Origin of the sequence: Mycolicibacterium hodleri (assembly GCF_025822245.1) — a bacterium.
Taxonomy (GTDB): domain Bacteria; phylum Actinomycetota; class Actinomycetes; order Mycobacteriales; family Mycobacteriaceae; genus Mycobacterium; species Mycobacterium hodleri.
Window position 1 is genome coordinate 43,032 of the sequence record NZ_JACKTL010000041.1, and the last position, 21,173, is coordinate 64,204.

General features: G+C 66.4%; 23 protein-coding genes and 4 tRNA genes. 14 read left to right on the forward strand and 13 right to left on the reverse strand.

The genetic code is table 11. From position 1 onward, the window contains the following. Positions 1 to 70 precede the first annotated feature (70 nt). From H7J06_RS17705 to H7J06_RS17730, 6 genes are all read left to right on the forward strand, one after another. A complete protein-coding gene (locus H7J06_RS17705; RefSeq protein WP_264040326.1) occupies positions 71 to 850 on the forward strand; it encodes a GntR family transcriptional regulator in 780 nt (259 codons plus the stop codon). 100 nt (positions 851 to 950) lie between these two features. Continuing rightward, the gene (locus tag H7J06_RS17710; RefSeq protein ID WP_264040327.1) at positions 951 to 1,373 is read left to right on the forward strand and encodes a plasmid replication, integration and excision activator; all 423 of its coding nucleotides are present in this window, start codon (positions 951 to 953) and stop codon (positions 1,371 to 1,373) included. After that, positions 1,370 to 2,692, forward strand: a complete 1,323-nt coding sequence (locus tag H7J06_RS17715; protein WP_264040328.1) for an FtsK/SpoIIIE domain-containing protein — start codon at positions 1,370 to 1,372, stop codon at positions 2,690 to 2,692. The genes H7J06_RS17710 and H7J06_RS17715 overlap by 4 nt, the downstream gene beginning before the upstream one ends. Continuing rightward, positions 2,685 to 3,020, forward strand: a complete 336-nt coding sequence (locus H7J06_RS17720) for a hypothetical protein (RefSeq protein WP_264040329.1) — start codon at positions 2,685 to 2,687, stop codon at positions 3,018 to 3,020. Before H7J06_RS17715 ends, H7J06_RS17720 begins: the two co-directional genes overlap by 8 nt. A gap of 4 nt (positions 3,021 to 3,024) precedes the next feature. After that, positions 3,025 to 3,261 (forward strand): helix-turn-helix transcriptional regulator, encoded by a 237-nt coding sequence (locus tag H7J06_RS17725; RefSeq protein ID WP_264040330.1) that lies wholly within the window; start codon positions 3,025 to 3,027, stop codon positions 3,259 to 3,261. Then, positions 3,261 to 4,415, forward strand: a complete 1,155-nt coding sequence (locus H7J06_RS17730) for a tyrosine-type recombinase/integrase (protein ID WP_264040331.1) — start codon at positions 3,261 to 3,263, stop codon at positions 4,413 to 4,415. Before H7J06_RS17725 ends, H7J06_RS17730 begins: the two co-directional genes overlap by 1 nt. Before the next feature lie 38 nt (positions 4,416 to 4,453). Here H7J06_RS17730 and H7J06_RS17735 read toward each other — a convergent pair. From H7J06_RS17735 to H7J06_RS17745, 3 genes are all read right to left on the reverse strand, one after another. Continuing rightward, positions 4,454 to 4,530 (reverse strand) — tRNA-Phe (locus H7J06_RS17735). Positions 4,531 to 4,561: 31 nt separating this feature from the next. Continuing rightward, positions 4,562 to 4,638: transfer RNA gene (locus H7J06_RS17740), tRNA-Asp, on the reverse strand. A gap of 40 nt (positions 4,639 to 4,678) precedes the next feature. Next, positions 4,679 to 4,751, reverse strand: a tRNA-Glu gene (locus H7J06_RS17745). A 145-nt stretch (positions 4,752 to 4,896) separates the two neighbouring features. On the opposite strand from H7J06_RS17745, the gene H7J06_RS17750 reads away from it, so the two are divergent. Then, positions 4,897 to 4,972 (forward strand) — tRNA-Lys (locus tag H7J06_RS17750). Positions 4,973 to 5,044: 72 nt separating this feature from the next. Then, positions 5,045 to 5,551: a hypothetical protein gene (locus tag H7J06_RS17755; protein WP_264040333.1), complete on the forward strand. Its 507-nt coding sequence runs from the start codon at positions 5,045 to 5,047 to the stop codon at positions 5,549 to 5,551. 24 nt (positions 5,552 to 5,575) lie between these two features. On the opposite strand, the gene H7J06_RS17760 is transcribed toward H7J06_RS17755, so the two are convergent. After that, positions 5,576 to 6,574 (reverse strand): oxygenase MpaB family protein, encoded by a 999-nt coding sequence (locus H7J06_RS17760; protein WP_264040334.1) that lies wholly within the window; start codon positions 6,572 to 6,574, stop codon positions 5,576 to 5,578. Between the two features lie 67 nt (positions 6,575 to 6,641). Here H7J06_RS17760 and H7J06_RS17765 point away from each other — a divergent pair, with 67 nt between their 5' ends. Further along, a complete protein-coding gene (locus tag H7J06_RS17765) occupies positions 6,642 to 7,226 on the forward strand; it encodes a TetR/AcrR family transcriptional regulator (protein WP_264040335.1) in 585 nt (194 codons plus the stop codon). On the opposite strand, the gene H7J06_RS17770 is transcribed toward H7J06_RS17765, so the two are convergent. Continuing rightward, positions 7,227 to 7,688, reverse strand: coding sequence for a hypothetical protein (locus H7J06_RS17770; protein ID WP_264040336.1), 462 nt, complete (start codon positions 7,686 to 7,688; stop codon positions 7,227 to 7,229). It lies immediately after the preceding gene. Between the two features lie 124 nt (positions 7,689 to 7,812). Beyond that, positions 7,813 to 8,262 carry a hypothetical protein gene (locus H7J06_RS17775; protein WP_264040337.1) on the reverse strand — a complete coding sequence of 150 codons (450 nt, stop codon included), beginning with the start codon at positions 8,260 to 8,262 and terminating at the stop codon, positions 7,813 to 7,815. A 223-nt stretch (positions 8,263 to 8,485) separates the two neighbouring features. Between H7J06_RS17775 and H7J06_RS17780 the strand changes: the two genes are divergently transcribed. The 4 genes from H7J06_RS17780 to phoU all read left to right on the forward strand — a co-directional run bounded on the left by H7J06_RS17780 (position 8,486) and on the right by phoU (position 13,666). Then, on the forward strand, positions 8,486 to 9,493 hold the full coding sequence (locus tag H7J06_RS17780) for an acyl-ACP desaturase (protein WP_264040338.1): 1,008 nt from the start codon (positions 8,486 to 8,488) through the stop codon (positions 9,491 to 9,493). Between the two features lie 29 nt (positions 9,494 to 9,522). Continuing rightward, entirely contained in the window at positions 9,523 to 10,656 is a 1,134-nt protein-coding gene (gene dusB / locus H7J06_RS17785; RefSeq protein ID WP_275079568.1) for a tRNA dihydrouridine synthase DusB, read from the forward strand. 217 nt (positions 10,657 to 10,873) lie between these two features. Further along, positions 10,874 to 12,907: an LCP family protein gene (locus H7J06_RS17790; RefSeq protein ID WP_264040339.1), complete on the forward strand. Its 2,034-nt coding sequence runs from the start codon at positions 10,874 to 10,876 to the stop codon at positions 12,905 to 12,907. A 90-nt stretch (positions 12,908 to 12,997) separates the two neighbouring features. Then, the gene (gene phoU, locus H7J06_RS17795; protein ID WP_264040341.1) at positions 12,998 to 13,666 is read left to right on the forward strand and encodes a phosphate signaling complex protein PhoU; all 669 of its coding nucleotides are present in this window, start codon (positions 12,998 to 13,000) and stop codon (positions 13,664 to 13,666) included. Here the strand turns inward: phoU and H7J06_RS17800 are convergent. After that, complete coding sequence (locus tag H7J06_RS17800) at positions 13,660 to 14,178, reverse strand: MarR family winged helix-turn-helix transcriptional regulator (RefSeq protein WP_264040343.1); 519 nt, start codon at positions 14,176 to 14,178, stop codon at positions 13,660 to 13,662. The genes phoU and H7J06_RS17800 overlap by 7 nt on opposite strands. Positions 14,179 to 14,258: 80 nt before the next feature. On the opposite strand from H7J06_RS17800, the gene H7J06_RS17805 reads away from it, so the two are divergent. Further along, entirely contained in the window at positions 14,259 to 15,233 is a 975-nt protein-coding gene (locus H7J06_RS17805; RefSeq protein WP_264040344.1) for a quinone oxidoreductase family protein, read from the forward strand. Positions 15,234 to 15,250: 17 nt separating this feature from the next. On the opposite strand, the gene pstB is transcribed toward H7J06_RS17805, so the two are convergent. The 6 genes from pstB to H7J06_RS17835 form a co-directional block, all read right to left on the reverse strand. Further along, on the reverse strand, positions 15,251 to 16,027 hold the full coding sequence (gene pstB, locus H7J06_RS17810) for a phosphate ABC transporter ATP-binding protein PstB (protein WP_263993824.1): 777 nt from the start codon (positions 16,025 to 16,027) through the stop codon (positions 15,251 to 15,253). Positions 16,028 to 16,036: 9 nt separating this feature from the next. Continuing rightward, entirely contained in the window at positions 16,037 to 16,951 is a 915-nt protein-coding gene (gene pstA, locus H7J06_RS17815; RefSeq protein ID WP_264040345.1) for a phosphate ABC transporter permease PstA, read from the reverse strand. Beyond that, positions 16,948 to 17,997, reverse strand: coding sequence for a phosphate ABC transporter permease subunit PstC (pstC, locus tag H7J06_RS17820; RefSeq protein WP_264040346.1), 1,050 nt, complete (start codon positions 17,995 to 17,997; stop codon positions 16,948 to 16,950). Before pstC ends, pstA begins: the two co-directional genes overlap by 4 nt. A gap of 48 nt (positions 17,998 to 18,045) precedes the next feature. After that, positions 18,046 to 19,188: a phosphate ABC transporter substrate-binding protein PstS gene (pstS, locus tag H7J06_RS17825; RefSeq protein ID WP_372515341.1), complete on the reverse strand. Its 1,143-nt coding sequence runs from the start codon at positions 19,186 to 19,188 to the stop codon at positions 18,046 to 18,048. Positions 19,189 to 19,312: 124 nt separating this feature from the next. Further along, entirely contained in the window at positions 19,313 to 20,233 is a 921-nt protein-coding gene (gene mshD, locus H7J06_RS17830; RefSeq protein WP_264040347.1) for a mycothiol synthase, read from the reverse strand. Beyond that, positions 20,230 to 21,015, reverse strand: a complete 786-nt coding sequence (locus tag H7J06_RS17835) for a winged helix-turn-helix transcriptional regulator (RefSeq protein ID WP_264040349.1) — start codon at positions 21,013 to 21,015, stop codon at positions 20,230 to 20,232. Before H7J06_RS17835 ends, mshD begins: the two co-directional genes overlap by 4 nt. Between the last annotated feature and the right edge of the window lie 158 nt (positions 21,016 to 21,173).

Below are 21,173 nucleotides of genomic sequence, written 5' to 3' on the forward strand. Positions count from 1 at the left end.
TCCCGGTAGTGACAGGGGACGTGTCGTTTCCCTAGACTAGTCGCCTAGACAAGCAATGGAAGGCTTTCAGGTGCTGCAACTTGGCCAGATCGACCGGGCGGACGACAAACCGCCATATCGGCAGATCGCCGGCATGTTGCGCGAGGCGATCAGCTCTGGCCAGCTGGCTTCTGGGGAACGCCTGCCGTCCGAGGCCGAGTTGATCAACCACTTCGGCGTGGCACGCATGACCGTCAGGCAGGCAATGCAAGTGCTCGGCGGCGAAGGGCTCGTAGTCACGCAGCACGGTCGCGGCGTGTTCGTCCGATCCGCTCCGCCAATTCGGCGGCTCGCATCAGATCGCTTCGCACGGCGACACCGCGCCAGCGGCAAGGCCGCATTCACCGTCGAAGCCGAGAAGTCTGGTTACACGCCACAGGTCGACAACATCACCGTCACGCGCGAGAAGCCGAATCCTACCGTCGCCGAACGTCTTCGATTGACCTCCGAGGACGACGTTGTCGTGCGATCACGGCGTTACCTCGCAGATGACCGACCGGTCGAAACCGCGATCTCCTACATTCCTGCCGCGTTCGCCGAGGGCACCAAGATCGAACAGACCGATACCGGACCTGGCGGAATCTATGCGCGCCTCGAAGAGGCCGGCCACACACTCGCGCGATTCACCGAGGAAGTCGGCGGCCGGATGCCCACTCCCGAAGAGCGCCGCGTCTTGCAAATCCCGGCAGGTGTACCCGTCCTGACCGTGGTCCGGACGGCATACGACGTCAACGACGTGGCCGTCGAGGTGTGCGACACCGTGAAGGTCGCATCCGCCTACCTGCTCGAATACGACTTCTCCGCGCGCTAAATCGTCGCAAAACGACCAAACGGCCGCTGGCGCTTGACTTACTCCTCTAGACGACTAGGTTGGTTAGTCATCTAGTCGGACTCACTCGAAAGGTTCAGCAATGTCCATTCCCAAATGGCTCCAGATCGGGCACGACCAGGTGTTCTCATGCGGCGCGTTCGTCGTGTCGGAGGTGACGCCGATGATCGACTTCGACAAGTCCTCGGGCGAGAACCGCGTACAAGCGAGGGACCGCGACACGGGTGTACCGATGTGGCAGGTCGAAGTGCTCGACGGAGATCCGACAGCACCGAAGCGCAGCCGCACGGTGACGGTGAAGTTCGCCGCACCAGTGCAACCCATTGCGCCCACCAATTCCAGCGGAACACCCTTCACTCCTGTGGTTTTCGAGGGACTGACGGCCCTGCCATACGTCGAACGATCGGGCGACTTCTCGCGGATCGCGTGGTCGTTCCGAGCAACGGATATGAAGGCGCCGGGAAAACCGTCCACGGCGTCCAACTCAGGTCGGGAGTCGGCATGAATCCCGATCCGGTCGCGCCGGTCGATCTCGATAGTCCGTTCCGATTCGACCACGTGCTGGACTTCCTCACCAACGTCGCGCTGTGCGTGGCGGTCGTCGTCGGCGTCACCGGCGCGGCCCTCATCTACTGGCGACTGCGATCACCAGAAATCTACGAGGAACGCGTCGCGACGCCTGCCCGGCTCCTGCGCTGGCGGCTATGGGCACACATTTCATGGCAGCGCCTGTGTAAGCGCTGCGGCTTGTCGGCCTCCGAGCAGATCACCCGCCGCGACAAGGAAGGACGGCACGTGACGTCGACGCGGTGGTTTCATCCAAAGCTGTCGGGAGCAAGAGTGTCCCGCACCAGTCTGTATCTGACGGTGCGGACAAGGATGGGACAGACCATCGACGACTTGGAGCGCGCGGTTCCCGCGATCCGCGACGCCGCGGGCGCACACTCGGCGCGGTCGGTTGTCATCTCACCTGGGACGCTTCGTATCGAACTGGTCATGCGGGAACAGTTGTCGACAGTAGGTAACGCCACTCCCCCGACAGCTGTTGCGACGACGCGAGTCACTCTCGGCCGATCCGAAAGCGGGTCAGCCTGGACCCTCCCGGTGAGCGGCCGCCACACCCTGACTGTGGGCTGCTCAGGCGCAGGCAAAGGCTCCGTCTTCTGGGGCATCGCCGGTGGCCTCGGACCCGCTGTTGCCGCCGGCGTGGTTCGTCTGGTGGGAATCGACCTCAAATATGGCATCGAGGTGGCGGCCGGGTCAGCCCTGTTCACGAAGGTCGCCACAACGGAAGCTGATGCCGTGGAAACCCTTGCTGCGCTGGAGAAGTTGATGAACAAGCGGGGCACTAGGATGGCCGGTCGTGCGCGCGAACACACCCCCACCGTGTCCGCTCCCCTTGTGGTGCTGCTGATCGACGAACTGGCCGGAATGACCGCGTACATGAGCGACGCCGCGCTGCGTAAGGAAGCTGCCGCCTCGTTGTCGCGGATCCTCACCAAGGGCCGTGCCCTGGGGATCGTGGTGGCCGCGTTTCTCCAAGACCCCCGCAAGGAAGTCCTCCCGATGCGAGGGCTGTTTACCCAGACCATCGCGCTCCGGCTACGTTCCCGCGACGAGGTGACGATGGTTCTCGGCGACGGCATGGCCGATGCCGCACCCGCACACCGAATTAGCCCAGACAGACCGGGCACCGGCTACGTCATCGCCGAGGACGGCCAAGTGACCAAGGTGCGATCCGACTACTGGAGTGATGTCCAAATCCGCTCCACTGCGAAGCAATACGGACGGGCGCACACCATGGGAGGAAAGCGCGATGAGTGACAACCGGGCCATCTTCGAGTCACCCGACAAGGATCAGCTGGCGCGATATGCCGATAATCTGATGCACCGCGCCAACCTCGTCCGCACAGACGGATGGGATCAGTATCGGCACGTCTGGTCTTGCGGCGAAGTCATTGGCACCGCCCTGATCTTGGATGACGACGCCGAGCTCCAGCGCTGCGGTGAGACAACGATCTCCGCGCTGGAGCGGTGGGCATTCGATCTTTGGGGAATCACCGACGGCCAAGCCGACACCGATGCCGGATTGCCGCGGACGCGAGCATGGTTCGACTCCCTCCTTGCCGACATCCCACCCGCAGCGAGGTGAAGCGATGGTCACTCACGGTCTCCGAGAAGCCCTGCTCACCACAGGCACGTTCCCGGAGCTGCTGACCGCAGAACAGGTGTCAGCACTGCTCGGCGTCTCGGCCGCGACGCTCAACCGCTGGGCGGCAATCCGCGAAACGACCGGCGAACCGATCGGCCCGCCCTGCTACACCCTGTCAGAGCGGGTACGCCGCTGGGATGCAGCCGAAGTCCGGTCCTGGCTCAAGCAGGTGCGCCGGTAATGGCCGGCAACACACCGCGCGGTATTCGGAAACGCCTCAACGCCACCGGGGAGCCCCGCTACCAAGTCCGCTACCTGATCCGCGACCCCGACGCCCCATCTGGCTGGGTCGAAACGTCAGCCACCTTTCCCACCCTGCGCGAAGCCAAGGTGTTCAAGTCCGAACGTGACAACGAAGCGGCCCTCGGCGCACGCCGGTTCGACCCTCGCCTGGGCCGCACACCGCTGCAACGGGTCTGGACGCAATTCTCGGAGTCCAAGAAGCCGGCAGTGTCGCCGAAGACCTGGAGCGGTTACGCCCAACACTGGGAACTGCGGATCGCACCACGGTTCGGGCACGTCCCCGTTGACGAAATCACTCGCGCCGACGTTCAGGCGTTCGTTGACGGCCTGACCGTCGGGCCGTGGGCGAAGGTTTCGACGCTGCGACTCCTTCGGTCGATTCTCGACGTTGCTCACCAGGACGGCCGAATCCACCGGAACCCCGCTACCGGCGTCTCGGCAGGCCGGATCCCCGAGCGGGAACGGCACCGATACCTCACCGCTCAGGAAGTCCAGACGCTTGCCACCGCGTGCGGCGACCAGGGCGATGTCGTGACCATCCTCGCTTACACCGGCCTGCGCTGGTCCGAACTCGTCGGCCTCCGGGTCAAGGACATCGACCTCGTCGCCCGCCGCCTCTACGTCCGGCGGGCAGCACCCGAAGTCGAAGGCTACATCGTCATCGGACCGCCCAAGACCCGCGCCGGCATCAGAACCGTGCCGCTCCCCCAAGTCGTCGTCGACATCCTCAAAACGCGGATCGGCGGGCGGGAACCCGACGACCCCGCCATCACCTCACCCAACGGCGCGATGCTGAGGTCGAACAACTGGCGCAGGCACACGCACTGGAACAAGGCCCTGAAGAAAACCGACTTGGCTCCGCTGACCATCCACGATCTGCGCCATACCTATGCCAGCCTGGCCCGAAAATCCGGCGCAGACCTCAGATACGTCCAAAAGACAATGGGCCACTCCACACCGACCGTCACCGCGAACATCTACAGCGACCTCTATGCCGACGAACTCGACCAGGTTGCAACCAACCTCGATCAGCTCCACGCGAACGAGATTCACACACCGAAGACCGGACAAGAACCGGACAAAGAAAACTGACAACCGAGTGCAAGACCCGTGTCGATGCAGGTAAAGAATGGTGGCCAGGGCCGGGATCGAACCGGCGACCTTCCGCTTTTCAGGCGGACGCTCGTACCAACTGAGCTACCTGGCCGGGACGGCACTGACTACCTTGCGTCGCCGTTTGGCGACCCTGACGGGACTCGAACCCGCGACCTCCGCCGTGACAGGGCGGCGCGCTAACCAACTGCGCCACAGGGCCTTGCTCTTCCTGCTGCTCCGACGTTACCGCCGTTGCGTCGTACCCCCAACGGGATTCGAACCCGTGCTACCGCCGTGAAAGGGCGGCGTCCTAGGCCGCTAAACGATGGGGGCCAAAGCCGAATCTCTTCGGGGACTCTCAACGCCGGAGCGTTGGGAGCTTCGATAGCTTAGGGCACCGACCGCCAATTCCTCAAACGGGGTCACCGTCGCGCCCGCGGCGACCGCCTCGAGGCCGACAAGTATCCTGTGTCTCCACGCCCCTATAGCTCAGTTGGTAGAGCTACGGACTTTTAATCCGCAGGTCCCAGGTTCGAGCCCTGGTGGGGGCACCACCTATTCATTCGGTGCCAGGCAACCCGTCCTAAGGTCCCCGCCGACGGCCCAATCCGGTTACCCTTTCCGCCATGAAGTCGGTGGCGACGTACGCGGCGGCGGTGATCGTTCTGATCTCCTGCGCGGCGTGCGGCCCCGCCCACGGCGCCTCCGGATCGTCGGTCGTCCGGCCCGCCACGTCCGCCTCGAACGTGCAGGACACCGACGTTCCCGAGACACTGAGCGCCGCCACCGCCGCAGCTCAGGCCAACATCGACCGCTTCACCTCCGGGGATTACGCCGCCGTCTGGGAGCACATGGAGTCCGACGTCCGGGCTGGAATCACCCAGCGAGACTTCGTCACGTTCTACGAAACGTGCAAGAAACCCGGCGCGCCCATCAGCGTCCGCGGGCTGCGCCTGGAGGCCGGCGTGGCAATAGTCGTCATGAAGATTCAAGGTGTGGAGAAGTCGCGCACCATGGTCTACGAGAACGGCACCTGGAACATGCAGGCGACCGACGACTTCGCCTCGCGGCTCGGCGAGCCGCTCCCCCAACTCATCGCCGAGGAGACCGCCGCGGGGCTCTGCTCTCGGTGAGCGGCGCCCCTGGGAGAGATCGGTTCACACCACCGGGCAGTAGTGCATCGGGTTGTCCCGCTCGTCGAGCGGCGGCAGGTTGCGCGCCGGCGTCTCCGGCAACGGCGCGTCGGCGGCACTGCGGCCCGTGACGCGATCCCAGCCCGCCCGCGCCCGTGGATGCATGCGAGTCCGCTTGGGCAACACCGAGAATGCGACGTGGACCAACTGGCCGAGGCGACGATGGAGCCATTCGTCCCGGTCTGACCAGGTGTATCCCATCAGGTCCCTGACCGGTGGGTCGTACAGGCCGACGGTGAACCACACGAAGAACGGTGCCACCAGCCTTCGCTGCTGACGCCACATCCAGTCGGGCATCTTCTCGGCCCACGGCGGCTTGGGCAGGTCGCTGAGGTCGAGCACGGCCCGTGCGGCGTAGTTGTTCTCCAACACGTTGTGGCACATGTGATCCCAGTACGTCTGGAAGTCCTCCCACGACGTGGGTACCGGACGCATGCTCATTCCGTACATCCGGTACCACTCGACGTGCTCGTCGAAGAGTTGGCGCTTCTCGGCCTCGGTGATGCCACCGCAGAGCCGCTCCGCGACGATCAGCGTCCCCACGAAGAAGGTGGAGTGCGCCCAGTAGAAGACCTCGGGATTCAGCGCGTGGTACCGACGCCCTTGGGCGTCAACGCCTTTGATGTCGGTGTGATACTCGCGCACCTCGGCACCCGTGCGGGGTGCCCGGTCGGTGTCGAAGACGACGCCGCCGATCGGGTACAGCGACCTCAGCAGCCGGGGCCAGCGTTCGCGGAAGAACGTCGAGTGCTCCTCGACGGCGGCGCCGAGCTGGGGGTGCATGTTCTGCATCGACCCGGCCCACGGCCCCTGCAGCAGTCCCCGCCAGTCGCCGAAGTACTTCCACGTCAACGAGTCGGGGCCGAGCGGCACCGGTGGGGCGTCGTACCCGCCGGGCGACACCGGACAACCCGTGGCCTGTCCGCTGGTCACTGGACACGTCTCAGACGTATCTTGAGTCACTGGTGACCTTTCCTGGCGCCGGCGGAAATCTGACTACAAGCGTTGTCATAGTGAGTTTAGGAGCGATGTGCCTTCCGGTCAACGACGGGGCCGCTGGTCCGGTGTCCCCCTGCAGGACCGGCAGTCACTCCGGCGCGACGAACTCATCGCCGCCGGCGTGGGCGTCCTCGGCGGCGAGGGTGGCGGTGCGCTCACCGTGCGCGGCGTGTGCCGCGCCGCCGGCCTTACCGAGCGTTACTTCTACGAGAGCTTCGACGACCGTGACGACTTCGTCCGCGCGGTCTACGACTACGTGTGCAGCACCGCGATGACGGCGCTCACGTCGTCGACCACGCCGCGCGACGCCGTCGAGAGGTTCGTCGCGTTGATGGTCGACGACCCGATCCGGGGACGGGTGCTGCTGATCGCACCCGAACGCGAACCCGTGTTGGCCAAGTCCGGTGCGGAGTGGATGCCGAGCTTCATCGAATTGCTCCAGCACAAGCTGACGCGAATCACCGACTCGGCGGTGCAGGCCATGGTCGCCACCGGACTGGTCGGCGCACTCACCGCACTGTTCACGGCCTATTTGAACGGCCGCCTCGAGGCCACCCGGGAGCAGTTCATCGACTATTGCGTCGACATGCTGCTCAGCCGGGCGTCAACCCACTAGCTACTCGCCGGGCGTGCCGGGTGACTGGCCGTCGCCGGCGAGCTCGTCGGTCGCGTCCTGCGCCGCCTGAGCCTGCGCCTGGGCCTTGGCCTCTTCCGCGTCCGCTGCCGACTTGGCCGCGCGACCCTCTTCACTGCCCAGCGACGAGCCGGGCGTCGTGGCGGTGGCGTAGCCGCCGTTGCAGTTCAAGTAGAACTGCACGGTGTTCGACACGTGGGCGCCGTCGTTCGCGCTGGCGAATGGCGCGGTCTGCGACCGGTCGACGATGCAGTCGTCCTGGGCCAGGTGGTCACCGGTTCGGGCGGCCACGACGACCGTCTGGCCCGCATCGCTGGCGGCGGAGGACGCGTCCGAGTACGTCTGGCCCGCATAGGAGTCGGCCGAGGCAACCCCACCGCCGAGCAGCGCCGATACAGCCAGCGCACCGATGGCGCCTGAACCAACAACGAGGAGCTTATTCACTTCTGGCCCTATCTGTCCGCGGAATCACAGCCTGCTCGCGGGGATATTACAGCTGCACGTGCTCCAGCGCAGCGTCTCCCGCGACCAAGGGGGGAGGTCGCAAATCCCTAGCTAGAAGGGGTGTTTACTCGCCGCCCGCGACGGCCAGTTGATCGTCCTCGGACTGCTGCGCCGCGGCCGCCTCTTGGGCCTCGCGCTGCTTCTTTGCTGCCAGGTCGGCCTGGTAGATCTTCTGCCCCTCCGGGCTCTGGAGCGAGAATCCGGGCCACTGGCCGGTGGAGTACTTGGCATAGCAGTTCAGGTTGACGTTCATCTTGCGGCTGGCCTGGTTGCCGAACCCGTCAATTCCCGAGGCTGGGGTCGCACTGGTGACGATGCAGTTGTCCCAATCCTTGCGATCCCCAACGGTCGACGCCACGACGGGCGACATGCCCTGCTGACTGAGAGCCGCCTTCGCGTCCGCATAGGTTTGCCCGACGACTCCGTCATCGGCCGAGGCAATGCCTCCGCCGAGCGTGAACGCCACGGCGGCCGTGCCCAATGCGCCAACACCGGCAACCAAGATCTTGTTCACGTCGGGTGACCTTTCGTCGTCAAGCGGGCGTGCAGCGGCCGATGTGGCGTTTGCCAGGGGGGATCGTTCTTCCGCGGATACTACCCTTGCCATCGGATTGCCTGTGAGTCCTCGGTGAGTCCTTGATAACGACGCGATGACACCTCGGACGGAGAACTTGATGTCACCGGAGGACACAGATATATTGAGTGCAACCAACGGGTACAGATAACTGGGAGGGTTCATGTCGACCGAGTTGACCGACCTGCAGCTGCTGCACGAACTCGAGCCTGTGGTGGAGCAGAACATCAACCGCCACATGCGCATGCGCAAGGACTGGAACCCGCACGACTACATTCCGTGGTCCGACGGCAAGAACTTCTACGCACTCGGCGGCCAGGACTGGGATCCCGATCAGTCGAAGCTCTCAGAGGTCGCGCAGGTGTCGATGCTGCAGAACCTGCTGACCGAGGACAATCTGCCGTCCTACCACCGCGAGATCGCGATGAACTTCAGCATGGACGGCCCGTGGGGCTACTGGGTCAACCGGTGGACCGCCGAGGAGAACCGCCACGGCATCGCGCTGCGCGACTACCTCGTCGTCACCCGCGCGATCGACCCGTTGGAGCTCGAAGAGCTGCGCGTCGAGCAGGTCACGCGTGGCTTCAGCCCCGGCCAGGGACCCCAGGGCGAGATGTTCGCCGAGAGCCTCTTCGACTCGGTCATCTACGTCACGTTCCAGGAATTGGCCACCCGCGTGTCGCACCGCAACACCGGCAAGGCGTGCAACGAGACGGTGGCCGACCAACTGCTGCAACGTGTTTCGGCCGACGAGAACCTGCACATGATCTTCTACCGCGACGTCAGCGCGGCGGGTCTGGACTTCGCCCCCAATCAGGCGATGAAGTCGCTGCACCGGGTGCTGCGCAACTTCAAGATGCCCGGATACACGGTGCCCGAGTTTCGCCGCAAGGCCGTCGTCATCGCCGTCGGCGGCGTCTACGACCCACGCATCCACCTCGACGACGTGGTGATGCCCGTCCTGAAGAAGTGGCGCATCTTCGAGCGCGAGGACTTCACCGGCGAGGCCGCCGAGATGCGGGACGACCTTGGCAAGCTCGTCGAAGAACTCGAGGAGACCTGCCAGAAGTTCGAGGTCGCCAAGGAACGCCGCCTCGAACGCGAACGCAAGATGGCGGAGAAGAAGGAAATGAAGAACTTGTTGGTGACGTCATCATCAGCGGCGTCCTAGCTCCAGCCCAGCCGTCGGCCCGACCTGCCTTGCAGATCGGGCCGATCGCGTTGCGCAGTCCCGTGGTCCTGGCGCCCATGGCCGGGGTCACCAACGTCGCGTTCCGCACGCTGTGCCGCGAACTCGAACTTGCCAGGGCCGGCACCGTCAGCGGCCTCTACGTCTGCGAGATGGTGACGGCACGGGCCCTGGTCGAACGCAACGCCAGCACGCTGCACATGACGACGTTCGGACCCGAGGAGTCGCCGCGGTCGCTGCAGCTCTACACCGTCGACCCCGCCACGACCTACGCCGCGGCCAAGATGATCGTCGACGAGGACATGGCCGACCACATCGACATGAACTTCGGTTGCCCGGTCCCCAAGGTCACCCGCCGCGGCGGTGGCGCGGCGCTGCCCTACAAGCGCAAGCTGTTCGGCCAGATCGTCGCCGCGGCGGTACGGGCGACGGCGGGCACCGGGATCCCCGTCACCGTGAAGTTCCGGATTGGCATCGACGACGACCACCACACGCACCTCGACGCGGGCCGCATCGCCGCCGAGGAGGGCGCGGCTGCCGTCGCGCTGCACGCCCGCACCGCGGCGCAGCGCTACTCCGGCACCGCCGACTGGAATCAGATCGCCGAGCTCAAGCAACACGTCACCGGCATTCCGGTGCTGGGGAACGGCGACATCTTCGTCGCCGACGACGCCCTGAAGATGATGGCCGAGACCGGATGTGACGGAGTCGTCATCGGCCGAGGCTGCCTCGGCAGGCCATGGCTGTTCGCCGAGCTGTCGGCGGCCTTCAACGGCGTCGACGCCCCCGTACCCCCGACCCTCGGCGAGGTCGCCGACATCGCCCGGCGCCACGGTCACCTGCTCGCCGCCCACTTCGGCGAGGACAAGGGCATGCGCGACATCCGCAAGCACGTCGCCTGGTACCTGCACGGATTCCCCGCCGGCGCCGATCTTCGGCGCGCGCTGGCGTTGGTCAAGACGCTCCCCGAGCTCGACGACCTGCTGGCTCAGCTGGACCCCGACGTGCCGTTCCCGCCCGTGGCCGAGGGCCCGCGTGGGCGGCAGGGTTCACCAGGGTCGGTGTCGCTGCCGGAGGGCTGGCTCGGCGATCCGGACGACTGCACGGTGCCGGCGGGAGCCGACGTCATGCATTCTGGAGGCTGAACCGACTCCTGAGCGAGACGTCTTCGAGACGCCACCGACGCCGTCTCGGACTGGCTCAAGATCGGGTTGTCTCAGTACGATGGGGAACCACCATGACGGGTTCCGACTGGCTTCGATTCGCCAAGCCCCTGTCGTGCTGCTAGAAGACTAGAAGCAGACGAGTTCGATCGGTGCGCCCGCGGCGCACCGAATCCACACGGTCGGAGGCCGACAGGACATGAGTGACGGCGACAACGCCGCTCCCGGTCGTCGGCAACGGAGCGAGCCAGACGACGCCCCGTCGGGTGCGGAGAAACCCGTCAACGACTGGATTACCCGATCGTCGCGTCCGGCGCCAGGCGCCGCGCCGTGGGAGCGCCACCCGACGGCCGCCGCCAGCCCGGCGGGCAATCACACCGATGGCGTGACCGTCGCCGACCTGATTGCGAAGATCACCGGCAGGGCGCCCGACCCCAAGCCCGAACCCGAACCCGAACCTCAGCCCGACCCCGAGCCCGACGAGCCGCCCGCCCTCGAGAGCGGCGGGCCCGACGACGTCGTCCACGGCGTCGTCCGAGACCCCGACACCACCGTCATTCCCGTCGTCCCCGCCCACGCCTCGGAACTACCCGACCTGACCGACCTCGCCAGGGACCCCGCGACGCCCGAGCGAATCGACGGCGTCACCCCCGCACCGGTCACGGCGTCGTCGCATCGCGGCCGCCACACCGCGATGGTGATGGGCCGGGTCGCGGCAGCGCTCATCGCGGTCCTCGCGTTGGCCATGACCGGCGCGGCATGGCAATGGCAGGCCTCGAAGAACCACAACCTCAACAAGGTGGCAGCGCTCGATCCGAACTCGCGCGACATCGTCGACCCCGGCGCTCAGTACGGCGACGAGAACTTCCTCATCGTCGGCACCGACAGCCGGATCGGCACGAACAGCGACATGGGGGCGGGCACCACCGACGACGCGGCCGGCGCCCGGTCGGACACGATCATGCTGGTCAACATCCCGGCCAATCGCAAACGCGTGGTGGCGGTGTCCTTTCCGCGCGACCTGTCGATCACTCCCATGCAGTGCGAGCACTGGGACCCCACGACCAGTGCCTACGGCCCTGCCACCGATCCGGACTCCCCCGTCTACGGAATGGACAAGGTCTACACCGAGACCAAGCTGAACTCCGCATACGCCGTCGGCGGGCCGAAGTGCCTGGTGAAGGTGATCCAGAAGCTCTCTGGGCTGTCGGTCAACCGGTTCATGGCCGTCGACTTCGCCGGGTTCGCCAAGATGGTCGACGCACTCGGCGGCGTCGAGGTCTGCTCCACCACTCCGCTGGAGGACTACGAACTGGGCACGGTGCTGGCCAACGCCGGGCGGCAGATCGTCGACGGACACACCGCGCTGCAGTACGTCCGCGCGCGGCAGGTCACCACCGAGACCAACGGCGACTACGGCCGCATCAAGCGCCAGCAGCTGTTCCTGTCGTCACTGCTGCGGTCGCTGATCTCCAAGGACACGTTCTTCTCGCTCAGCAAGCTCAACAACGTGGTCAACCTCTTCATCAACGACAGCTACGTCGACAACATCCAGACCAAGGACCTCGTCGACCTCGGACAATCCGTCCAGGGCGTCAACGTCGGACGCATCACGTTCGTGACGGTGCCGACGGTGGGCTACGCCGACGAGTACGGCAACGAGGTGCCCCGCACCGACGACATGCGCAACCTGTTCGACGCGATCATCAACGACGACCCCCTGCCCGAGGAGAAGAACGTCGGGCCCACCCCGCTGTCGGACAAGCCGGAGGCCGCCGTCCCCCCGCCCGACGACGCCAACGGTGAACTCGTCGACGCCGTCACCACCAGCCCCGGCGACATCACCGTTCGGGTGTCGAACTCGACCGGTGAGGACGGATTGGCGTCCACGGCGGCCAGCGACTTGCAGCAGCACGGGTTCAACGTCGACACCCCGGACGACTATCCGGGCCCGCTGGACTCCACCACGGTGTTCTTCTCCTCCGGCAACGAGCAGGCCGCCGCCACCGTCGCCTCGTCGTTCGCCACTCCCGCCATCCCGCCGATCGAGCGCGTGTCCGGCATGGGCAACGTGATTCGAGTGGTGCTCGGGTCCGACTTCAATGCTGTGAACGCGCCGTCCCCGAGCGGGTCGTCGGTGCAGGTTCACCTGGTGCACGACCGCAGCGGCGAGAAGTCACATCTACCCGAAGACCTGACGGTCACCAACGCCGCCGACACCACCTGCGAGTGACCCGCTAAAGCCATTGCGGCAGGTGGCATTCACCTTTCGTTCATCCGGCAGGTCGTGACGATCGCAATGTGCAGCCCGTAGGCTTGGTACATGCGTACCGCCTACCACGAGCAGCTGGCCTCCTTGACGGACCAGCTCGGTGAGATGTGCGGCCTTGCCGGGGTAGCCATGGAGCGTGCGACCCAGGCCCTCCTCCAGGCCGACCTGGTTCTTGCCGAGCAGGTCATCACCGACCACGAGCAGATCGCCGCGATGAGCGCGCGCGCCGAGGAGTCCGCGTTCGTGCTTCTCGCGTTGCAGGCCCCCGTCGCGGGCGACCTCCGTGCGATCGTCAGCTCCATTCAGATCGTCGCCGACGTCGACCGGATGGGCGCCCTGGCGCTGCACGTCGCCAAGATCGCCCGCCGCCGCCATCCTCAGCACGTCCTCCCCGAGGAGGTCAACGGCTACTTCGCCGAAATGGGCCGGCTCGCCGTCGATCTCGGCAACAGTGCCCAGGAGGTCCTGGTCAGCAGGGATCCGGAGAAGGCGGCACGCATCCGCGAGGAGGACGACGCGATGGACGACCTCCATCGCCATCTGTTCTCCGTGCTGATGGATCGGGAGTGGCGCCACGGCGTGATCGCCGCCGTCGACGTGACGCTGCTCAGCCGGTTCTACGAGCGGTTCGCCGACCACGCCGTCGAGGTGGCACGGCGCGTCATCTTCCAGGTCACCGGTCGCTTCCCCGACGAGGAAGCCATCCCGGCACCTCAGTGACGAACGATCCGCACGCCGTCCTTGGTGGCGGCTAGCAGATCCCGCAGGACGGTCGCGACGACCTGGAGTTCGGCGTTGCCGTAGGCCGCCAGGAAGTCGCGTCGCGCGGCATCCATCTCGTCGTGCAGCTGCTGGTGGGCGGCGGCGACCAGCTCTCCGTCGTCGGTGAGCACCAGTTCCACCTCCTTGCGATTGCCCGGAATCGCCCGGCGGGCGACCAGATCGGCCTCGACCAGGCGTTGAACGTGCTTGGACACCGTTCCCTTCAGTTGACCGGACCGCGCCGCCAAGCCGACCACGCTGACGGGCCCGTCGGCGATCGCCGCGAGCAGATGCATCGACAGCGTCGACGCCTCGTGGACGCGGGCCGACAGACGGGCCGGACAGCGCTGGGCGATGAAGTCGCGTTCGGCGTCGTCGTCCTCACTGCCGGTCATCTCGATCTCGAACTTGTCCCCGACCGCTCCCAACAAGTCGACGACGTCGGCGACCAGTGCGGACTTGGTTTTCACGGAAACCATCTTGCCATCGCCAACTCGGCGTCGTACATTGTTTCCAGAGAAACCATATTTCTGGAAACGAAGGAGTCACCATGAAGGCCGCCGTCGTCGAACAGTGGGGCCAGGCACCGATCTACACCGACCACCCCGAACCCGTCGTCGTCGACGGCGGCGTGATCGCCACCGTGGAGGCGTCCGCCCTGACCAACCTCACCAAGGGTCTGGTGTCCGGAAAGCACTACGCCAGCCGGGAACTCGTGCTCCCGGCGATCCCCGGCGCGGACGGCGTCGCCCGGCTCGAGGACGGCACGCGCGTGTACACGGGAGCGCTCAAGCCGTACGGGATGATGGCCGAGCGCACCTTGGTCAACCCCCATGGCGCGGTGGTTCTGCCCGACGACGTCGACTCCGTGACGGCCGCAGCCATCCCCAACCCTGGGGTGTCGGCATGGATGTCACTCGAGCATGCCGCCGCGGTCCGTCCTGGCGATCACGTCCTGGTCCTCGGGGCCACCGGTGTCACCGGCTCCACGGCGGTCCAGTTGGCCAAGTCCGCCTTCGGCGCCGGTCGGGTGGTCGTGGCGGGCCGCGACACCACGCGGCTGGAATGGCTGCGCACCGTCGGCGCCGACGACGTGATCGCCATCGGGAACGAGGACCTGGGCGCCCGCGTGGCGAGCCTGCACGCCGAGCGCCCCTTCGACGCCGTCCTCGACTACCTGTGGGGCGAGCCGGCCGAGCAGGTGCTCGAGGCGCTCGGCTCCAACGAGCTCATGGCGCGCTACCACCACACCCGCTTCGTCCAGATCGGCTCGATGGCCGGGCTGACGATGACTCTGCCGGCGGGCATCCTTCGCAGCGCCGGCATCACCGTCAGCGGCGTCGGCCTCGGCAGCGTGCCGCCGGACGTGCTGGGACGCATCCGGGTCGAGGCGCTGCCGAAGATGTTCGCCATGGTGGCGTCGGGCGAACTGCAGCTACGGGTGGAACCGAGACCGCTGGCCGAGGTCGAGCGGGCGTGGACCGCGAAGGAGCCCTCGGGCACCCGAGTAGTGCTGACGCCCTAGGGGTTTCGCTGACTTCGCTAGCCGAAGCGGCCCGAGATGTAGTCCTCGGTCGCCTTCTGCGTCGGGTTGGAGAAGATCTTCTCGGTGTCGTCGATCTCGATCAGCTTGCCGGGCTTGCCCGTCGCCTCCAGATTGAAGAAGGCGGTCTGATCACTGACGCGGGCTGCCTGTTGCATGTTGTGCGTCACGATCACGATGGTGAAGTCCTGCTTGAGCTCGGAGATGAGGTCCTCGATGGCCAGCGTGGAGATCGGGTCCAGCGCCGAGCACGGCTCGTCCATGAGCAGAACGTCGGGCTGCACGGCGATCGCGCGGGCGATGCAGAGCCGCTGCTGCTGTCCGCCGGACAGTCCGCCGCCAGGCTTGTCCAAGCGGTCCTTGACCTCGTTCCACAGGTTGGCGCCCTTGAGGGACTGCTCGGCGACCTCGTCGAGAGCCTTCTTGCTGTGCCGGCCCTGCAGCTTCAGCCCGGCGACGACGTTGTCGCGAATAGACATGGTGGGGAACGGGTTTGGCCGCTGGAACACCATGCCGATGGTCTTGCGCACACCGACCGGGTCGACGCCCGCGCCGTAGATGTCCTCGCCGTCGAGCAGCACCGAGCCCTCGACGCGGGCACCCGGAATCACCTCGTGCATGCGGTTGAGGGTGCGCAGCACCGTCGACTTGCCGCAACCCGAGGGGCCGATGAACGCCGTCACGCTGCGCGGCTGCACCGACAGCGCTACGTCGGCCACCGCATGGAACGACCCGTAGTAGATGTTGACGTCTTTGAGATCGAGGCGCTTGGCCACGGGATGCTCCTAAACTTTCTTGGGAGAGAAGATCTTTGCGACCAGACGCGCCGCGACGTTGAGGATGGCGATCAGCAACACCAACGTCAGGGCCGCGCCCCACAGTCGGTCGGTGGGGACCGGGTTGGCGCCGGCACCGGCGGAGATCTGGTCGTACATCATGCCGGGCAGCGAGCCCATGAATCCGGCGAACATGTCGAAGTTGATCGACGCCGCGTACCCCACCAGGATCAGCAGCGGCGCCGTCTCGCCCATTACGCGGGCCAGCGACAGCATGATGCCGGTCACGATGCCCGACAGCGCCGTCGGAATGACGATGCGGACGATGGTCTTCCACTTCGGAACGCCCAGTGCATAACTCGCCTCGCGAAGGTCCATCGGGACGATCCGCAGCATTTCCTCGGTGGCCCGCACGATGACCGGAATCATCAGCAGCACCAGCGCCAGCGAGACCGCGAACCCCGACCGTTCGAAGCCGAGCGTCGCCACCCACAGTGCGTAGATGAACAGCGCGGCCACGATCGACGGCACGCCGGTGAGGATGTCGACCATGAACGTGGTGATCTTGCCCAGTCGCGTGCCGCCGCCGTACTCGACGAGGTACACCGCGACCATCACGCCGACCGGAATCGAGATCAGCGAGCACACCACGCCTTGGAGCAGCGTGCCCATGACGGCGTGGTAGACGCCGCCGCCCGGCGAGAACGCCGTGGTGCCCGCTTGGGAATTGGTGAACCAGACCGGCGAGGTGACCGCCGCGAGCCCCTTGCTGAACACCGAGTACAGCACCCAGATCAGCGGCACCAACGCCACCAGAACCGAGACCGAGACCAGCACGGTGGCCACGTTGTTCGTCAGCTTGCGCTTGGCGCTGACACCCTGGAACGTCGGCGCCTTGACCGGCTTGTCGAGTGTGGCCGTCATGCCTTCGCTCCCCGGCCCGCGACCGCCGCACGAGCCAGCGAGTTCACCACGAACGTGAGGATGAACAGCACCAGGCCCGCAGCGATGTAGGCGCCTGCCTTGTATTGGTCGTTGAATTCGCTCGCCGCCGAGGCGATCTTGCTGGCGAAGGTGTAGCCGCCGTCGAACAGCGACCAACCGAACGCCGTCTGGGTGCCGCGCAGGATGATCAGCAGGGCGATGGTCTCGCCCAGCGCACGGCCGAGCCCGAGCATGGCACCGCTGATGTAGCCCGACAGTCCGAACGGCAAGACCGTCGTCCTGACGACCTCCCAGCGGGTGGCGCCAAGTGCGAGCGCCGCTTCGATCTGACCGCGCGGGGTCTGGATGAACACCTCGCGGGAGACCGCCGTGATGATCGGAAGGATCATCACGGCCAGCACGATGCCCGCGGTGAAGATGGTGCCGCCGCCGGCCACCGACGCGGTGCCCGTCTTGAACAGGAACAACCAGTCCAAGTGGGTGTTGAGCCACACCGCGAACGGCTTGAGCACCGGAGCCAGCACGTACAGGCCCCACACGCCGTAGACGATCGACGGCACCGCGGCCAGCAGGTCGACCACGTAGGCAAGCGGCCCCGCCAGGCGCCGAGGCGAATACTGCGTCAGGAAGATCGCGATGCCGAGCGCGATCGGCATCGCGATCACCAGCGCGAACAGCGACACGAAGATCGTCACCTGGATCAGGTCGAAGATGCCGAAGGTCATCTTCGACGTGTCGGTGGTGATCCAGTTGCCGCCGTAGGTGAAGAAGTTCGCCTCGTTACGGCTGAGCGCGGGGATCGCGCGCCACAGCAGGAACACCGCGATCGCCGCGATCAGAACGACGACGGCGATGCCTGCACCCTGCGCCAGACCGCCGAAGATGCGGTCGCCCAGGCGCACCTTGGCGCCCTTCGAGGGGTTGGTGGTGATGGGTTCTGGAGAGGGAAAGGGCGAAGCGATCACTTCGCCCGATCCCGCGCCGGTTGGGTTCGGTGTCGTCACTGTCATCCCGTTGTCGGTCATTGCTTCCAGAACCCATCCTCACCGCGTTGGTGGCGGTATGCCAACCGACTAGGCAATTGCGTCGACGGACTTGAGCAAGCGCTCCTTGAAGCTGTCGGGCAGGGGCACGAAGCCGGCAGCCGACAGGTTGGCCTGACCCTGGTTGGCCGACACCGTGAGGAACGACTTCACCGCTGCGGCGGTGTCGGCGTCATAGCCCTTGGAGCAGACGATCTCGTAGGTGGCCAGCATCAACGGGTAGGCACCGGCCTCCTTGGAGGCGTACAGCGCGTTGAGGTCGAGCGTCAGGTCCATGCCCTCGGCCTTGAACTTGGCGTCACCGACGGCCTTCGCGGTCGTCTCGTCGGTCAACTCGACGGCACCCGCGCCGCTGTCGATCTGAGCGAACGGCAGGTTGGCCGCCTTGGCGGGGCTCTTCTCGACGTAGCCGATCGCACCCGGGGTGGCCTGGACGGCCTGCACGACGCCGGAGGACTTCTGGGCGCCCTCGCCGGCACCGCCCTGGAACTCCTTGCCGGCACCCTTGGTCCAGGTCTGCGGCGCCGCGGCGGTCAGGTATTTCTGGAAGTTGTCGGTGGTGCCCGACGAGTCCGACCGGTAGATCGGCGTGATCTTCGTGTCGGGCAGGGTGGTCCCGCCGTTGAGCGCGGCGATGGCCGGGTCGTTCCAGGTGGTGATCGCGCCGGTGAAGATCTTGGCCAGCACGTCGGCGTTGACGACGAGCTTGTCGACGCCCTCGAGGTTGTAGGCCATCGCGACCGGGCCGAAGACCAGCGGCAGGTTCCACGCCGGGTTGCCGCCGCACCGCTCGGTCGCCGGGGCGACCTGATCGTCGGCGAGCGCGGAATCCGAACCCGCGAAGTCGACCTGCTTGGCGAGGAACTGCGTCACACCTGCACCGGAACCGGTGGGGTTGTAGGACAGGGACTTGCCCGAGCAGACCTGACCCCACGCCTTGTTGAACTCGGCGATGGCGTTCTGCTGAGCGGTGGATCCCTCGGCGGTCAGGGCGGCCTTGCCGCCACAGTCGGCGGCGGCGGAGGAGGACGATCCCCCCGCAGATGCGCTCGACGACGACGTTCCCGAGTTGTTGTCACTGCCGCACGCGGTCATCGTCAGCGCGAGAGCTGCCGCGGACAATGCCACCATGAACGGAGTGCCGGCACTCGTGCCAAAGCGATTGAGCTTCACTGATCCCACTTTCGATTTTTTGTCTGCCTCAGGACTCCACGGCAACGTATTCGGCGCCGGTGGACGGGTCGCTGACGAAAGGTGAACGAGCAGTGAACAGCCTCAGCGATTTCACAGTTGAGGGCTAACGGGAGGTGTACGCCACGTCCGCGCTGAAGACCGTGAAATCCAGCCGTTCGTACGTCTTCACGGCGGCCGAGTTATCGGCCTCGACGTAGAGCGTCACCTCGGCGTCGGGGCCGAGCCGATCCGCCAAGTAGTGCAGTCCGACCAACGTCAGCGTCGACCCGAGACCACGCCCTTGAGCGGCCGGGTCGACGCCGACGACGTAGACCTCGCCGAGCGTGGGCCCGTGGACCTTCGTCCAGTGGAAGCCGAGGAGCCCGCCGGAGTCATTCCCCGAGTCGCTCCGCTCCTGCCCGCCGGTCGTGGCGTCGACGGCCAGGAACAACCCCTCCGGGTCGAACCACGACTCACCGCGCCTCTCGGCGACGTCGGCCTCGGTCCATCCGCCCTGCTCGGGGTGCCACGAGAAGGCAGCGTTGTTGACCCTGAGCAGTTCGGCGTCGTCCTCGGGTCCCGCATAGGTGCGCAGCAGCACGCCGTCGGACGCCGTCACGGGCGGCAGGTCGTGGAGCGGGCGGCGCATCTGCAGCAGTTCACGTGCGGCGACGAGGTCGAGCGCGGCGGCGGTGGCGCGCGCCGGCTCGAGGTTTCCGTGCGCCCACACTCGGGTGCCGGGCCCACCCTCGGCGAGGGCCGTGCGAATGAGCTCCGAACCGATTCCCCGCCTGCGGGCCACGGGGTGCACGACGACCTCGGCCATGGGGGGTGCGTCGTCCGTCGCCGGAGCCAGGTTCAGGTAGCCGACGACGTCGTCGTCGACTTCGGCGACGAGGTGGCCGGTGCGGTCCCTGGGTAGTTCCCGAAGAATCTGGTCACCGACGGGTGCCGTTCCGTCGGCGGCAAGGGCGGCGTCGACGAGGTCCGAGATGCGCCGTTGGTCAACGTCGGAAAGCGTTGTCCGCCAGGTGATTACGCTCACTGGGCTCGTAGCGGGTCGCCTAGGCCGTCGACGAAACCCGCCGGGTCCTGGTCGTAGGCGTCCACGTCGTCGTAGTCGTCGCCGGGGTCGGACTCGGGTGCCGGCGGGCGGCCTCGGGCCGGGCGGACCGCCTTGTATCCGACGTTGCGGACGGTGCCGATCAACGATTCGTACTCGGGGCCGAGCTTGGCGCGCAGCCGTCGCACGTGCACGTCGACGGTGCGGGTGCCACCGAAGAAGTCGTAGCCCCACACCTCCTGTAGCAGCTGCGCCCTGGTGAACACCCGGCCGGCGTGCAGCGCCAGGTACTTCAGCAGCTCGAATTCCTTGTAGGTGAGGTCGAGCGGCCGTCCGCGGAGCCGGGCGGTGTAGGTGCCCTCGTCGATGACGAGTTCGCCGAGGTTGACCTTGCCCGCGCTTTCCTGGTCTGCGGCACCGCCGCGACGACCGACGAGCAATCGCAACCTGGCGTCGATCTCGGCAGGGCCCGTGCTGGGAAGCAGGATCTCGTCGAGGCCCCATTCGACGTTGACGGCAACCAGGCCGCCTTCGTTGACCACCGCGACGACGGGGACAGCCGTGCCGGTGGTCCCCAGCAGCCGGCACAGCCCTCGCGCCGCAGCCAGATCGGTCCGGGCGTCGACGATGGCCACGTCCGCGGTGCCCGCCTCGAGGAGCGACGACACTTCGGTCGGGGCGGCACGGACGTTGTGCGCAAGAAGCGCCAACGACGGCAGCACCGACTCGGGGTGCGGGTCGACGGTCAGTAGCAAAAGATCCAACGGGTCCTCCAGCGCATTTCGGGAAGATCACCCGACGTCGGTGTCCGGGCAATCTCCCAGATTCATGGCTGACACGCGGCCGTTACCGGCCGACGATGGGCATAACGATAGCGTGCAACCTGCGAATTAGCCGCGCTGAGCGATTGGGCTCGACCCTG

What these genes read in the sequence shown, in the direction of transcription:
- H7J06_RS17715 (WP_264040328.1), top strand. Translation starts at nt 1,370, where the DNA reads ATGAATCCCGATCCGGTCGCGCCGGTCGATCTCGATAGTCCGTTCCGA.
- phoU (WP_264040341.1), top strand. Translation starts at nt 12,998, where the DNA reads ATGCGTACCGCCTACCACGAGCAGCTGGCCTCCTTGACGGACCAGCTC.
- H7J06_RS17805 (WP_264040344.1), top strand. Translation starts at nt 14,259, where the DNA reads ATGAAGGCCGCCGTCGTCGAACAGTGGGGCCAGGCACCGATCTACACC.
- pstA (WP_264040345.1), bottom strand. Translation starts at nt 16,951, where the DNA reads ATGACGGCCACACTCGACAAGCCGGTCAAGGCGCCGACGTTCCAGGGT.
- H7J06_RS17725 (WP_264040330.1), top strand. Translation starts at nt 3,025, where the DNA reads ATGGTCACTCACGGTCTCCGAGAAGCCCTGCTCACCACAGGCACGTTC.
- pstC (WP_264040346.1), bottom strand. Translation starts at nt 17,997, where the DNA reads ATGACCGACAACGGGATGACAGTGACGACACCGAACCCAACCGGCGCG.
- H7J06_RS17720 (WP_264040329.1), top strand. Translation starts at nt 2,685, where the DNA reads ATGAGTGACAACCGGGCCATCTTCGAGTCACCCGACAAGGATCAGCTG.
- H7J06_RS17790 (WP_264040339.1), top strand. Translation starts at nt 10,874, where the DNA reads ATGAGTGACGGCGACAACGCCGCTCCCGGTCGTCGGCAACGGAGCGAG.
- H7J06_RS17730 (WP_264040331.1), top strand. Translation starts at nt 3,261, where the DNA reads ATGGCCGGCAACACACCGCGCGGTATTCGGAAACGCCTCAACGCCACC.
- H7J06_RS17755 (WP_264040333.1), top strand. Translation starts at nt 5,045, where the DNA reads ATGAAGTCGGTGGCGACGTACGCGGCGGCGGTGATCGTTCTGATCTCC.
- H7J06_RS17780 (WP_264040338.1), top strand. Translation starts at nt 8,486, where the DNA reads ATGTCGACCGAGTTGACCGACCTGCAGCTGCTGCACGAACTCGAGCCT.
- H7J06_RS17710 (WP_264040327.1), top strand. Translation starts at nt 951, where the DNA reads ATGTCCATTCCCAAATGGCTCCAGATCGGGCACGACCAGGTGTTCTCA.